The 14,207-nt window shown below is 50.7% G+C and carries 14 protein-coding genes; 3 read left to right on the top strand and 11 right to left on the bottom strand.

Features of this window, described 5'->3' with window-relative positions; genetic code table 11:
* Nucleotides 1–35 precede the first annotated feature (35 nt).
* Nucleotides 36–302: a hypothetical protein gene (locus tag Afil_RS06195; RefSeq protein ID WP_230267700.1), complete on the bottom strand. Its 267-nt coding sequence runs from the start codon at nt 300–302 to the stop codon at nt 36–38.
* A 147-nt stretch (nt 303–449) separates the two neighbouring features.
* Between Afil_RS06195 and Afil_RS06200 the strand changes: the two genes are divergently transcribed.
* Nucleotides 450–1,181: an SDR family NAD(P)-dependent oxidoreductase gene (locus Afil_RS06200; RefSeq protein ID WP_230267701.1), complete on the top strand. Its 732-nt coding sequence runs from the start codon at nt 450–452 to the stop codon at nt 1,179–1,181.
* A 200-nt stretch (nt 1,182–1,381) separates the two neighbouring features.
* Here Afil_RS06200 and Afil_RS06205 read toward each other — a convergent pair whose 3' ends face one another.
* The 7 genes from Afil_RS06205 to Afil_RS06235 all read right to left on the bottom strand — a co-directional run bounded on the left by Afil_RS06205 (nt 1,382) and on the right by Afil_RS06235 (nt 8,360).
* Nucleotides 1,382–2,707, bottom strand: coding sequence for a DUF308 domain-containing protein (locus tag Afil_RS06205; protein WP_230267702.1), 1,326 nt, complete (start codon nt 2,705–2,707; stop codon nt 1,382–1,384).
* Nucleotides 2,685–3,326 (bottom strand): thiamine diphosphokinase, encoded by a 642-nt coding sequence (locus tag Afil_RS06210; RefSeq protein ID WP_230267703.1) that lies wholly within the window; start codon nt 3,324–3,326, stop codon nt 2,685–2,687. The genes Afil_RS06205 and Afil_RS06210 overlap by 23 nt, the downstream gene beginning before the upstream one ends.
* Nucleotides 3,320–3,976 carry a ribulose-phosphate 3-epimerase gene (gene rpe / locus Afil_RS06215; RefSeq protein ID WP_230267704.1) on the bottom strand — a complete coding sequence of 219 codons (657 nt, stop codon included), beginning with the start codon at nt 3,974–3,976 and terminating at the stop codon, nt 3,320–3,322. Before rpe ends, Afil_RS06210 begins: the two co-directional genes overlap by 7 nt.
* A 473-nt stretch (nt 3,977–4,449) precedes the next feature.
* Nucleotides 4,450–5,319: a ribosome small subunit-dependent GTPase A gene (rsgA, locus tag Afil_RS06220; protein WP_230267705.1), complete on the bottom strand. Its 870-nt coding sequence runs from the start codon at nt 5,317–5,319 to the stop codon at nt 4,450–4,452.
* Nucleotides 5,320–5,327: 8 nt separating this feature from the next.
* Nucleotides 5,328–7,064 (bottom strand): Stk1 family PASTA domain-containing Ser/Thr kinase, encoded by a 1,737-nt coding sequence (pknB, locus tag Afil_RS06225; RefSeq protein WP_230267706.1) that lies wholly within the window; start codon nt 7,062–7,064, stop codon nt 5,328–5,330.
* Complete coding sequence (locus Afil_RS06230) at nt 7,054–7,800, bottom strand: protein phosphatase 2C domain-containing protein (protein WP_230267707.1); 747 nt, start codon at nt 7,798–7,800, stop codon at nt 7,054–7,056. The genes pknB and Afil_RS06230 overlap by 11 nt, the downstream gene beginning before the upstream one ends.
* 218 nt (nt 7,801–8,018) lie before the next feature.
* The gene (locus Afil_RS06235; protein ID WP_230267708.1) at nt 8,019–8,360 is read right to left on the bottom strand and encodes a cupin domain-containing protein; all 342 of its coding nucleotides are present in this window, start codon (nt 8,358–8,360) and stop codon (nt 8,019–8,021) included.
* A 260-nt stretch (nt 8,361–8,620) separates the two neighbouring features.
* Here Afil_RS06235 and Afil_RS06240 point away from each other — a divergent pair, with 260 nt between their 5' ends.
* Nucleotides 8,621–9,586, top strand: coding sequence for a LacI family DNA-binding transcriptional regulator (locus Afil_RS06240; RefSeq protein ID WP_230267709.1), 966 nt, complete (start codon nt 8,621–8,623; stop codon nt 9,584–9,586).
* Complete coding sequence (locus tag Afil_RS06245; RefSeq protein WP_230267710.1) at nt 9,579–10,889, top strand: MATE family efflux transporter; 1,311 nt, start codon at nt 9,579–9,581, stop codon at nt 10,887–10,889. The genes Afil_RS06240 and Afil_RS06245 overlap by 8 nt, the downstream gene beginning before the upstream one ends.
* 144 nt (nt 10,890–11,033) lie before the next feature.
* On the opposite strand, the gene rlmN is transcribed toward Afil_RS06245, so the two are convergent.
* The 3 genes from rlmN to Afil_RS06260 all read right to left on the bottom strand — a co-directional run bounded on the left by rlmN (nt 11,034) and on the right by Afil_RS06260 (nt 13,694).
* Nucleotides 11,034–12,185 carry a dual-specificity RNA methyltransferase RlmN gene (gene rlmN / locus Afil_RS06250; protein ID WP_230267711.1) on the bottom strand — a complete coding sequence of 384 codons (1,152 nt, stop codon included), beginning with the start codon at nt 12,183–12,185 and terminating at the stop codon, nt 11,034–11,036.
* A 168-nt stretch (nt 12,186–12,353) separates the two neighbouring features.
* Nucleotides 12,354–12,719, bottom strand: a complete 366-nt coding sequence (locus tag Afil_RS06255) for a hypothetical protein (protein ID WP_230267712.1) — start codon at nt 12,717–12,719, stop codon at nt 12,354–12,356.
* 258 nt (nt 12,720–12,977) lie between these two features.
* Nucleotides 12,978–13,694: a hypothetical protein gene (locus Afil_RS06260; protein WP_230267713.1), complete on the bottom strand. Its 717-nt coding sequence runs from the start codon at nt 13,692–13,694 to the stop codon at nt 12,978–12,980.
* Nucleotides 13,695–14,207 lie beyond the last annotated feature (513 nt).

Below are 14,207 nucleotides of genomic sequence, written 5' to 3' on the forward strand. Positions count from 1 at the left end.
ATGTTCTCTCCTGGATCGTTCTCTATTTCAAACGATCAGTCAGAATCAGTATGCCAAGCTGCGCAATCCCAACGCACAATATCTTTTTGCTCTCTTTGCGTTTTATGATTCAATTCGTTCATTTTTATTGAAATATACAAATCATATCTTATTAATAAACAATAATTATTTTTAACGATAACTGTTATATTTTGATCGGTTTCCCGATTGTTCTGTTCTGTCGCTTCTCTCTTGCGCAAATTCCGGATTTTGGATGCTTCTTCTGGAAACCGTTTCGCGTACAGCGCTTTCTCCTCTTTCAAAAGCTGTGAAGCAGATCGATTTCACCTGATAAAAGTCACTTTTTGAGTACTTTTCCCTTCATAAATCGTGAATTTATTATCTTATCCATTTTAGTTTGTCAAATGAATCCCAGCGGTTAAAATAGAAACAAATTCAGGAGGTCTCTTATGTCCCAAAAAGTCGCTGTTATCACGGGCGGAACCCGCGGGATCGGTTTTGCGACCGTGGAAGCTTTCCTTGCGGAAGGCTATACCGTCGTCCTGTACGGATCCCGTAAGGAAACGGTCGACAAAGCTCTCGAAGAGCTAAACCATAATCCAAACGTTTCCGGCCGCTGGTCATCTCTCGTAGATGAAGACGCCATCGCGAAAGATTTCCAGGAAATCAAGGAGGAATTCGGCTCGCTGGATGTTCTCGTCAACAATGCCGGCGTTTCCGACTCCACGCCTTTCCTTTCCTATACGGAAGAAAAATTTAAGAAAATTATTGATCTGAATGTCGTCGCTCCTTACGTATGCTCCCATGCTGCTGCTCTGATCATGAAAGAGCAGGGTCACGGCGTCATTCTGACGACCTCATCCATGGTCTCCAAATACGGCCAGCCTTCCGGTGTGGCGTATCCGGTTTCCAAGTTTGCGGTAAACGGCATGACCATTTCTCTGGCGCGTGAACTCGGCAAATACAACATTCGCGTCAATGCCGTCGCTCCTGGCATCACCATGACCGACATGGTCAAGGCCCTGCCGGAAAACATGATCAATCCATTGATCAGCTCCATTCCGATTCGCCGGATCGGCGAACCCGAAGACATTGCCAAAGCGTTCGTCTTCCTTGCCAGTGATCAGGCCAGCTACATCACCGGCGCCATCCTTCCTGTTGACGGCGCGATGAATACCTGAGCTGCTGACTATCGCTAAAAAACAGTTCATTCCAGCCAGACAATACAAAACCGCCCGTCCTGCATAAACGCTGCGCAGAACGGGCGGTTTTTGTTTCAGAAAAGAAGAAAGCTCTGGCGGATTTGAGCCAGAACAGCCGATTCATTCGGACGTATAAAGCGGCGATACGGATCTGAATCTTCGTGCGACGCAAGACGTACTCAGATTCCGGGCTCGCCGACTTTTGGCGAATAGACTTTTCGCTCGACGATCGGCGAATGTTCCTTGGAATATTCGCTTTCCAGATAGTCGTAATACGTTCCCGGCGTAACGATTCCGCGCATTGAAAGAACATCGGAACCGATCCGTCCTAGAATGACATCCGCAAACTGAACACAGTTTTCGCCGGCGACCCAGTACGTTTTGAAGCAGCCGTTCTTGATCTTGAAAAACTTGGCGCCGGTGTGGAAATGAAGCCGGGACGGATAGTTATCTTCCAGACCTTCCAGCTGACGGCTTCCTCGCCGTTCGATCGGCGAATACCAGCGATAGGAGCGCTTTTTGAGATCTTCGAGTTCCCGCTCGATCAGTTCGTCTTCTTCAGGCGTTGTCTCAATCGAATATTCGAAAATCGTATTGTTTTCATGCGTGATGATGTTGGGGAGATACAGTTCAAACGGAACGGTAAAATAAACGCCATCTCCCAGCATGGAAAAGAAGCGTTCGCTTTCCTTGTCGTAGTTGCCGTAGGAATACACGATGCCTTTCCAGGAAAAGCTGAAATGGCCGACTTTCTGCAGGCCTTCCGGTCCGATGTGGACCATGGCTTTCAGTTTGACTGGGCCCTCTTTTTTGGCCGGCTGCACGGGATCGGATTTTCCGCTCTGAAGACGGGTGTTGATCTGACGCAAGGCGAAATCCGGCATAATGGCGGCTAAAACGGTCGGCAATGAAAGGTGAAGCCGTCGCTTCCACTGGTATGTGGCGCTGGTGCGGTCATACAGGTCGATCGCGAAGCGTACAGAAAGCAGGCAGAAATAGACGCCGAAAACTCGAATGAGATCCTGCGTGGAAAACAGGCGGGTAAAGATCAGCGAGAAGCCCAGAATCGCATACGCGATCGTAAACAGAATCATGGAAAAGCGCACGCGGGAACCGTTGGCCCGATTGATGAACGTCTGAATGAGCAGGCAGACGCTGATGCCGACGCAGTAAAAGCCAAAGACGAGCTGCATGATTTTTTCCGGGCGAAGATCACCAAACATCATCAGTACGCCAAAGACCAGAGCCAGCAGTCCGTACACAATTTTGGCTCGTCCCGCTCGACCGCTGATCAGAAAAAGAACGATATTGAACAGACCGTACACGATCAGCGTAACGATCGAAATGTTCAGCACCGCTTCATACAGAAAAGCCGGCATGAACAGGCAGAGAATACCGATGACCAAAAGGCCAAGAGCGAGCAGCCACCCGCCGACCTGCGATCCTTTTTCGATTTCCGACGGATTGGGACGGCGCAGATGCTTACGGTTTTCTTGACTGGACACAGAGAACCCGTCCTTTCTCGACGATCGCAAGCGCCGAATCCTGATGGCTGATGGAGTTGGAGCACGTATAAAATTCGGTCTGGTCAATCGCCCTGTGCGAAAGCGGATAGTCAAAACCGTCGAGTGTGATTACCGAAGGTTCCATCGCAAAAAAGGAAATGTGCGGATAGGCTGCATCGATCGTATATTCCCCAGGCAAAAGTACAGAGACTTTATGCCAGGCATCCATAGAGATCGCCTGCGGAACTTTCCAGCACATGCAGCGCAGATTGGCGATCGTATGATCGAGCCTTCCTTCCAGTCCGCCGTACAAAATGATTGTCGTATAGCCCATTTCTGCGGCTTTTAATAACGCGATTTCCGAATCGGTTTCGTTTTTTGCGACCGGATAGCGCAGGAAAGGAAACGTATAGCCTTCTGTATTTGCGGCTTTTTGGGTCCTGGCATCCGTCAGATCTTCTTCACTGTCAAAATCCCCGATCGCAAACAGCGGCGTGATGCCTTTTTCGACGAGGATGTGATAGCCGGAATCGATGCCGATCCAGTCGCAGTTCTGAAAATCCGGAAGTATGCGCACAAGCGGCGTCACCAGAATGGCTGTGTCGTGTTTTCTTAACACAGGGATTCAACCGCGCTTTCGATATCGTTTTTGAAAACGTAGCTTCCGGCAACGAGCGTATCTACGCCGGCCGCTTTGGCTTCTTTAGCAGTTTCGGCATTGATTCCGCCGTCAATTTCAATACGGCAGGCCGGGTTGAGTTCTTTTCTCGCTTTGTCAAAGGCGCGGACTTTTTCCAGCACATCCGGAATAAAGCTCTGGCCTCCATAACCTGGATAAACGGACATGATCAGAACGAGATCCGCCTCTTTGACCAGGTTCAGGAAAGGGGCGGGATCGGTATCCGGCTTGAGCGAAAAGCCGGCCTGGATGCCCATATCGTGGATTTCTTTGAGCAGAGCCGACACTTTTTTCGGATCGTTATCGAGTGCTTCGACATGGAAAACGATCAGATCCGCCCCGGCGTCCTTAAAGACGCGGGCAAAATACGCGGGATCGCTGACCATCAGATGGACATCAAGAAAGAGATCCGTCGATTTGCGAAACTGCTTGAGAATATCCGGACCAAAGGAGAGATTCGGTACGAAATGTCCGTCCATGACATCGTAATGAATCCATTTTGCCCTGGAGCGTTCGAGCGCGCGAACCTGCTCCAGCATTTTTGTGTAGTCCATCGAAAGAACCGATGGAGCGATAATTAACTCAGCCATTTTTCTTACTTCCTTATCTAATCTGTCCGACAAAACCGATGCCGGGCTGTTCATACAGCCTTTTATCATTAATTTTGTCCTTTACTCTGTCCCCTGTGAACAGCTGGCCAGATTCCCTTTTCCGGCTTTTGTAAGACAAAGCACAGAATCCGGCACCATTAGATTAACAAAAAACGATTCAATCGCCACATGGAGCGATTTTTCCCATCCAAAAGTGAGCACGGCCTGCTCGTTTTCTAGCCAGACTGATCGTTCTGTCCATGTGCAATTCTTCCTGCATACGCGGCGGATCTGTCCATATGCGTGGAGTTTTGCAGGGGCAGACTCGAACCTGTAGAAGTGTTTCGATGAAAAGGATCGGATACCGCATAGACAGAAATAAAGCTGGCATTTTCCCTTTTCAGGAAGTCTGCCAGCTTTTGTTTTCTCTGGTGCAGCCGGAGGCAGCTGTTCCATGCGTTTTGGCCAGAGAATCAGTACTGCTTTCGGTTTTTGAATTCTTTCATGATCAGCGCGTAATCTTCATACAGCGTCGGATTGATGTTTCCGTTTTTGACATTTTCCTTAATGATGCAGTCCGGTTCATCCACATGAATGCAGTCCGCAAAGCGGCAGCCTTCTTCCAGATACGGCGCAAAGTCGATCAGACGGCTGGCCAGCGAGGAAACATCCATGCGCGTGAAGTCGAGCGAAGAAAAGCCCGGCGTATCCGCGACGAGGCCGCCGGCAACCGGATGCAGTTCGCAATGGCGGGTCGTATGCTTGCCGCGTCCGAGCGCCTTGGAAATTTCCTGCGTCTGCAGATGGAACGTGGGATCCAGACGGTTTAACAGCGAGCTTTTTCCCGCACCCGACTGGCCGCACAGCACACTGATCCGGCCTTTGAGCAGTTCCTTGAGTTCTTCATCATCGCTGCCCGGATTGGAGACGAACACGCGATAGCCGGCTTTTCGATACCATTCGAGTTCCTGATCGATTTTTTCCTTTTCCTGCGGAGTTAAAAGATCGGACTTGGTAATGCAGATGACCGGTTCGATATCGCAGAGGACAACGAGAAAAATGAGGCGGTTGAGCAGTCTGGACGAAAAATCGGGATCTTTCAGACTCGTGACAATCAGCGCCTGATCGACGTTGCAAACCGCCGGGCGAAGCAGACGGTTGCGTCTAGGCAAAATGGAGTCAATACGCTCGGATCCTTCGATCGTTTCGTAATTTACGATATCGCCGGCCAGCGGCTTTTCGCCTTTGCGCATGCGGCCGCGCGGTGTGGCGACAACCGCTTCCTCGGGCGAGTAAATCGTGTACTGATTGGAAATGACTTTAATAATTCTTCCCTGTTTCATAGGCCTCGTTAGTGATACAGCGTAATGACGCTGTTGCTTCCTTCCTGGGTATAGGTAGAACCGATCGGCGGATCCACATTTTTGACGACAGAGGATCCGTAGACATTTTTCAGAATGACCGCAATGCCCAGTTCGTTGAGCTCATCCTTGATTTCGTTGACATCCCGGCCGATCCAGTCGGAGCGGATGACAACCGATGGATACGTCGATACGGTAAAGCGAATGGGATCCGTTCCCTGCGGATCGATACGCTCGCCCGCGCCAAAGCCGGACTGTGAAAGAATGATGCCCGGATTGGTCTGGGCTGCAGGAACTTCTTCGACTTCGATCGGAATCGTCACGCCATCCTGCGCGAACATCGCCTTGACGTCGTCCAGATACAGACCCGTGTAATCCGAAATCAGATACGTCGGTCCCTTGACTACGCTGAGTGTTAAATGATCGCGTTCGCGAATGTAGCAGCCAGCCGGAAGGCTTGTCGACTGCGCTGTTCCTTTTTCGTAGCTGTCGCTGACGACTTCTTCGATCGTAATCATCGAGTCGCTGATCCCTTTCTCATGCAGAAGGGCGATGGCTTCCTCGTAGGACAGACCCGAAATATTGGGAATCTGGTGCCAGCCAAACCATCCGTCCACCGGCATAACGCCAACGGCCATCAAGATGACCACAATGAGCGCAATCGTCCCGACCAGGCCTAGAACGCCCAGTCCGGCTTTTCGGAGCATCTGTTTTCGTTTCTTCTTACGGACCGGTTTGCGCACCGATTTAGAAGAGACTGACGATGCCAAAGAGGAACGGCCGGTTTTCGGTGTCATTTCGACACGCTCGCCTTTTGCCGGCGCCGCTTTGGATGAACCGCCTGGAAGCAGTGCTTTGGGCAGTTCGAGCGACTTCGTCTTTAATACGAGCGGCGCGACGTTTCGCATTTTCGGATCATAACAGTGATCGAGGGCGTAAAGAAACTCTTCTGCACTCTGAAACCGTTCGTCCGGGGATTTGGCCGTCGCCTTGATCACGATGTTTTCAATAGCCTGCGTAACGGTTGGATTGTACGGCTGAATCGGCGGAAGCGGATCCTGCAGATGCTTGAGGGCAATTTCTGGGGAGGATGTTCCGGTAAAGGGGACGCTTCCGCAGAGCAGTTCAAAAAAGACGATGCCTAACGAATACAGATCGACACGCTTGTCGGCATCTTTGCCGGCCGCGCTTTCGGGAGCAATATAATGCGCCGAACCCATAACCGCGTTTTGCGAAGAGAGCGTATCCTTGGAATCCGCCGAAATGGCAATGCCAAAGTCGGAAATTTTCAGTTCGCCGTCCCGGCTGACCAGAATGTTCTGCGGTTTGATATCCCGGTGAATGATATTGCGCTGATGCGCCTGCGCAATCGCGCTCAGCAGCTTTTTCATAATGGAAATCGCCCGTCTGGCCGGCATGGCTCCGGACGAAGCGATGACTTCCTTTAACGTGGAACCCTGAATGTACTCCATGACAATATAATGAAGATCGCCGCTTTCGCCAACGTCATAAATTTCCACCACATTGAGATGATCGAGACGTCTGGCGGCATAGGCTTCGCGAATAAAGCGCAGCAGCGTCTGCGAATCTTCAGCCAGTTCCGGACGAAGAACTTTCACTGCCACTTCCCGGCCGAGCACTTCGTCGTACGCCAGGTAAACCAGCGCCATGCCGCCTTCGCCGATCAGACGAATGATCCGGTAGCGGTTTGCGATTTTATCCTGCATAGCGCCCCCCCGGTCCGGTCACAATCACCGTACAGTTGTCCGATCCGCCGGCTTCATCCGCAAAACCGATCAGAAGCTTCGCCTTCTGCTCCAGAGAAAGCGGCGATTCCATCGTGCGCAAAATTTTGGCTTCCGGAACGTATCCGTGCAGTCCGTCGGTACAAAGAAGAAGGGCCGCGTAATCGGAAGCGATTTTGTTTACGTCCAGACGGAACGTGCGCCATACGCCAAGAGCATTTGTCAGCGCGCTTCGCTTTTCGTGCTCCATCGCTTCCTGCTGCGTGATCTTATGCTCGTTGATCAGACGCTGCACATAGGAATGGTCTTCACTCATCTGAATCAGGCCGTCGTCATACAGCGCATAGATGCGCGAATCGCCCGCGTTAAAAATATACGTGCCCTGAGAGCAGAGAATGGCGCCGCACGCCGTGGTTCCCATGCCCCGGTTTTTGCGGCTCCACATGGACTTGGAATAAATCGAGTCATTGGCTTTGGTCATCGTCTTATGAATCCAGTCATTGACCTGATAGTCCTTTTCAAAAAGCGGGGCGCTTTTAAACTGCTCTTTTGCGATCTGGCAGGCCATGGCGCTGGCCACTTCGCCGCTGACCGCGCCGCCGATGCCGTCGCAGACCATCAGCAGCAAAGCCCCGTGCCGGTTGCGGGCGATGAGAAAACTGTCTTCGTTCAGATCTCTGGATTTGCCAATATCGGTCAGTCCATATACTTCAGTCATGGCCTCATTCCTTTCTTAAAACGTACTGTGAATACTTTCCTGGTTTTTGATTTTCTTTTTTGCAGACAGGCTCAATTTGCAAATCCGCCGGCCTGTCTGTTTGGCTTGCAGCTGTCCTGACCTGGTGCCGGTTTCTGGAGAGGATCGTCTTCGCAATCCAATATTGCAGCAGCGCACAAATTCACACCTTTGCAAGGTAAAGGGAAAACCTGAATAATTTAAAGATTGTAAATCAGCGCCATGAACTCGAGCGGTTTGTCGCTGTTGTTTTCAATCGAATGAAAATGGTTGTCTTTAATCGAGCAGATGTCGCCGGCATGAACGAGCGTTCTGGACTGATCATTATCGATGAACGTGCCTTCTCCGCTCAAAATATAGTAGGGCTCGGTTTCCCCAGCGTGCTGGTGCCAGCCGATGGAGCAGCCCGGATCCAGAACGACGCGGGCATACAGCCGTCCGGCTTTTTTGAGATCTTCTTTTGTCTGAATATGGAAAACTTTTGCGACGCCTTTTCCGCCGCCAAGATTCGATACATAATCGCAGGTTTCGTGACGAATCATACGCCCCTCCTTGAATTCTTCTCTGATCGGCTGAAAGCCGATTTGAACACGATTTGTTCAGCCGTTTTTTCAGGATTTCAAAACGGCCTGCAGGTTCAGTGTATCATTCCCTGGCGCCGGCGTCTGAGCCGGTCCGGATTTCCAGCAGGAAATGCAGACGGATCCTGCAGACCGCCAGGAAAACATCGATAATTTTTTCGATTAGCAAGGTTAACAATTTAACATTTGAGTTTGATTTTTTGACTTTCTAAACTGAAGCTATGGAAAAAATTCGACTGGCGGATATTGCAGAATCTCTCGGGCTTTCTGTAGCGGCCGTCTCCTATGTACTCAATGGAAAAGAAGGAAAAGTCTCGGCCAGAACCCGTGCGCGCGTTCTGGAGATGGTCAAAAAAAGCGGTTACCTTCCGGAACGTGCGGAAGTTCTGCTCGGACGCAATCCTTCAAAAATGATCGGACTGATCGTTCACGATCATCCCGAATACGAAGGGGCTCCCCTTGAGAACCCGTATTATGCCCGGTTTATTTCCTTTCTTCAAAAAGAAGTCGTCAAAGCCGGCTGCGATCTTCTGATCAAAACCGCCAAAGGCTGGAAGGAAGCGGCGGAATTCGCCTCGATGTGGAATATGCAAGGCCTGATTGTCGCCGGCTTCTGCGATGGCGATTACCGCTCTTTGCAGGATATGCTTCACATTCCGATGACCGCCATGGACGTCTCTTCTCCTGCGCCGGGAATTTCTTCGGTCTGCGCCGATGATTTTAAAGGGGGCGTTCTGGCGGGCGAGTATTTAAAAGCGATGGGTCATTCGCACGTGCTCGTTTTGACAACCAATCTGGAATGCAACGACAAAAACCGAATCGACGGTCTGCGAAGCACCGGAATCGACACAGAAATTCTGATGATTCCCCCAACGCACAACGCGCGAAACGAACTTTTGCGAAACTATGACTTTTCCCGCACCAGAGCAGTCTTTTGCGTCAGCGACCGGCAGGCTTTAGAACTCTCTTCCCTTTTGTATCAGCGAAACCTCCGTGTCCCGCAGGACGTGTCGATTCTTGGGTTTGACGGAATCGATGCGGGTGCGTATGCGTGTCCGCCGCTGACGACCGTTGCGCAGGATCTGGAACAGAAAGCGCATCTGGCCGTTGCAGCTCTGGACGAAAATCCTTCCCGTAAAGTGAGCGACGTCTTTCTTTGCGAACGAAAAAGTGTGGCGTATGCGTAAGGACTTTTTCAGAACCGTTTTGAAAATCGCGGTTCCCGCGGCTTTGCAGTCGATGGCGGTCAGCTGCTTTTCCATCGCCGATCAGATCATGATCGGCCAGTCCGGAGAGACCGTCATTGCAGGTGTCGGATTCGGCGCCAAATTCGTGTCGCTGGCCCTTGCGATCCTGTCCGGAGCTGCCGCTGGAGCCGGTATTCTCTGCGCGCAGTACGAAGGGCAGAATAACCGACAGGCCATGATAGAAAGCTTCTCACAGATTTTTCTGTTTTCCATGGCGATCAGCGCGCTTTTCATTTTGCTTTCGCTGACGGCTTCCGTCCCCGTCATGGGCTTGTACAGTCCAGATCCAGATGCAGTGGCAGCCGCTTCGCGCTATTTGACGATTTATGTGTGGACGCTCCCTTTTTCGAGCGTCACCACGCTGTATGCGGTTCTGCTTCGCTGCTGCGGCTATCCATCGCACCCGTTACATGCGTCCCTGGCAGGTATCGTCGCCAACACCGCACTCAATGCGCTGTTCATTTTTGGTCTGGGCGGACAGGAAGTCGGCGCAGCCTGGGCTTCGCTGTTCTCGCAGGCGCTGATGGCGGGACTCGCCTGGAAGATGGTTCGAAAGCATCTTCCCTGGGTACATCTTCATTTTTCAAAATCGCATCTGGGCATGATCATCCGCATCCTTCTGCCTCTGCTGATCTGCGAAGGGTTGTGGTCGCTTGGCGAAAACGTCTACGCGATGGTATATGGTCATACCTCTACCGTCCAGTCGGCGGCCATGACGATGACGATTCCTTTACAAAGCCTGCTGATGGGAATTCTTGGCGGCTTTTCGCAGGCTGCCGGCATTCTGATCGGTCAGCGACTGGGAAAAGGCCAGTACGAAAATGCCTGGAACGATTCCCTGTCGCTGATTCGCTATTCGTTTTTTGCATCCCTGCTTTTTGCGACTTTGCTCGTTCTGCTTTCCCCGCTGTATGTTTCGCTTTTTTCGGTCGACGGGAATGTACGGCAGATGACTCTGCAGCTCATTGCCGCCTTTGCGCTGATGTCGATCGTCAAAGTGCAGAACATGGTTATTGCCGGCGGGATTTTACGAAGCGGCGGGCAAACGAGTATTGTCATGGCCATCGATCTGATCGGGACCTGGGGCTTTGGCGTACCGCTGGCTTTCTTTGCGCTCCATCAGGGCTTTTCCATTCTCTGGATTTATCTGATTCTTTCTTCAGAGGAAGTCGTTCGTCTTCTGATCAGTCTGGCCGTTCTTGTTTCGCGCAAATGGATGAAGACGCTGCCTGCGCAAGGTTAGCAAGAGACGCCCCTTCTGCCTGAAGCGCATCGCTATAGTCTGTGGCGGGATGCTCGACTCGCATAAATCCAAATACCAGCAGGCAAAAATCCGTCGTCTGGACCAGACCAGATCGGCGGATTTCCCTTTTTTTAAATGTATTTTTTAAGCCAGCGCGTCTTCGTCTTTTTCAGCAATCTCGTCGTAGACATTTTCCACCAGACCGCTGTCGGCTTCCTGCTGCTGTTTACGGCTCAGTTCCTGATTTTGCTTCGCAGCTTTTTCACGCTTCATTTCCTTAATGCGAAGCTGGCCGCATGCAGCATCGATATCCGAACCGTGTTCTTTACGAATCGTAACGGCAATGCCTTCCTTTTTGAGAATATCGTAAAATTTCATCGCTTCTTCGCGGGTCGTCGTCTTAAAGCCGTGTTCGTCGACGGCATTATAAGGAATCAGATTGACATAGCAGCAGTACGGACGCAGAAGACGCGCCAGTTCTCTGGCCTGTTCTGGAGAATCATTCACGCCTTTAAGAAGAATGTATTCAAACGTCAGGCGGCGATTGTTCAGGGATGTGTAGTATTCGACCGCACTCATCAGCTGGTCAAGACCAAATGCGCGGTTGACCGGCATCAGCTTCGAGCGCAGAGTGTCGTCAGGTGCATGCAGCGAAATCGCGAGATTGTACTGGTAATGACCTTCGGCGAACTTGCGGATCTTATCGACAATGCCGGATGTCGAAATGGTGATGTGACGGCTGCCGATCGCCAGTCCCCGGTCATGGTTGACGGTCTTAATAAAGTTCATGACCCGGTCGTAGTTATCAAACGGTTCACCGGTCCCCATGACGACAATGTGCGAAAGGCGTTCGCCTTTTTTATCGAGCTCTTTCTGGACGTGCATAACCTGGGCGGTCATTTCCGCACTCGTCAGATCGCGCTGCTTTTTCGTCAGACCCGACGCGCAGAAGGCACATCCCATATTGCAGCCGACCTGGCTGGAGACGCAGATCGAATTGCCGTAATCAAAAACCATCATGACACTTTCGAGCAGAGCGCCGTCTTCGGTTTTAAACAGGAATTTGGTCGTTCCGTCTTTGGATTCCTGCTTTCGAACGAGCGTCAGCGGATTAAAGTAAAAATCTTTTTTCAGCTCTTCGCGCGTTTCCTTGGACAGGTTGCTCATCGCATCAAAATCCGTAACGCGCTCTTTGTAAAGCCATGCAAAAATCTGCTGGGTACGAAACTTTTTCCAGCCCTTGGACAGACACCAGTCTTCCATCTGCGCATAGCTCATATCGTAAATACTTTTCATTTTCTGCCTCCGCTCTGAACTGTCATCCAGCAGCCACGATCGCCTTCACCAAATTTGTGCCGGGATCTGGCTGCGTATTTTTTTATTTTCTACAGGTTCTTCTGTATTTTAAAACAGATTTTTGAACTTGCCGGTTTTGGGCCTTTGTATACCTGCTCAACGTTGGGGCTATTTCGAGAGGATCTGGTTTAGTTTGAGGCAAAACACCTTTTGTTTACACCGGTCTCTTCTCTTCGCTTTGGCTGAGCGGTAAAGCGCAAAGAAAAACCAGAATGTTCTGGTTACAGACGATTCTGGTTTTCTGCATTCTGGCAGATCTCTGGAATTGAGAACGACATCCCACTTGCGCTTGCTCCACTTCTTTTCATCGCCTTTTCCCATCTCTTCAAACAAAATGGGCGTTCTGGATTTTCCATAGTGAATCCGGCATTTGGGTGCCGCGCCTGCTGGCAAAATCGCATTTTCAAACAGGGAAAGCTGCTCGATGCGAGATTCTGGATGACCATACGGAACCCTTCCGGTCTCTGGATCCATCTGCCAGAAATTCCAGGCAATTTTCGTCGCTGCATCCCGGATCGCCTTCTTTTCTTCGCCGGTTTCGATGCATCGTCTTCTTTAGTATACGGGACTATTTCAGGAACATTTTACAGCCTCGGACGGCCAGGCCTTTTCAAAAATTCAGGAAGGTCAGTCCAACCGCATGGACTGACCTTCCCGGCTTTTATTTTTTGCCAGTTTTTCTGTTCTGGCTGTTTCGTATTCAAAAGGTGTATTGTCCCTTGCCTGCAGCAACTACTGGTCGTACTGTACGGGAAAGCCCAGCGCCTGAAGCACCTTGAGCATGGGCTGCAGCTGATCGGAAACGGTATTGGAGCAGTGAAGCGTGAGCTCCTGTTTTTCATCGAGCACTTCGATGAAATTGGCTTCCGCGCGGTTGTTATGAATTACGCGCACGGTATTTCCGTTGTCCGTCCATTCGTTTTGAACGTCCATGTTTCTGGTCCGATCGAGTGTCGTATTGCTTTCAAACGTCTGTCTGGGCGAAGTCGATGGCGTAAAGAACGTCAGCCAGATCGCGCCTGGATCGTTCATTCCGTTAAAAGTCAGAATGCATTCCCGATTGCCGGTGTCCGCCATCTGCCACCTGGAGACGATATTGGTGAAGCCGTTATCGCTGAGTGCCTGATACAGCTTGCCTTCGATTTCAGACTGAAAAGCGGTCGGTTCGCTGGAAGCCGCCTCCGGCGCTGGAGTCTGATTCTCTTCATGAGACGGCGTACTGGTATTTTCGGATCCGCTGGATTTTGAGGAATCCTCATTTTCCGAGTCATGACTGGCGCCCTGACTTGTCTCATGCATGGAAGACGCGCTGGAAGCGGTACGGCTTTCGGCGCTGGAGGAAATCGAAGTCGATGGGTTCGAACGGCTTGAAGCGCTGTCCTCTTTTGGTGCGCTGCATCCGGCAAGCAAAAGCGCACAGGCAAGAATGGTCATCGTTTGTCGTTTCATTTCGTGCTTCCTTTCCCTGTATTCTGGCGGATCGTCCAAAGACGATCCGATTTTTTATACAGATCCAGTCAGCGCATTTCGCTTTGAAGAACACTTACTCTTCGCGCAAAGGCGACTGTCGGATCTTTGCTTTTGATCTTTGCTTCTGATCTTTGCTTTTATTGTAGAAAGAGAAGGAAAGGATGTCGTCTAATATGTCAGCAAGATTCATTTTTCTATCTAATGCAGATAATTCCATCCACAACCGGCAGCAGCGCCCGCAGGAAAAATTAATCGAGAAAGCCGTATTTTGCAAAAGAAATTTTGGCTCTATGAAAATATTTGTGGGATCCTCCGAGCCAATGTCTTCATATAGAAAATAAAAAGGATCTTCCGTAAGCTGGAAGAGTCGATCAAGACTACCAGATACAGGAGATCCCGTATGTACTCTACTAACTCTTCAGCTGCTTTTCAAGTTTCCAATGAATCGAATAACGGTCTGCTTTTCATTCCCTCATCGCTGCCGGGCTTTAC

This window comes from Allobaculum fili (genome assembly GCF_020969955.1).
In the GTDB taxonomy this organism is placed as follows: Bacteria; Bacillota_I; Bacilli_A; order Erysipelotrichales; family Erysipelotrichaceae; genus Allobaculum; species Allobaculum fili.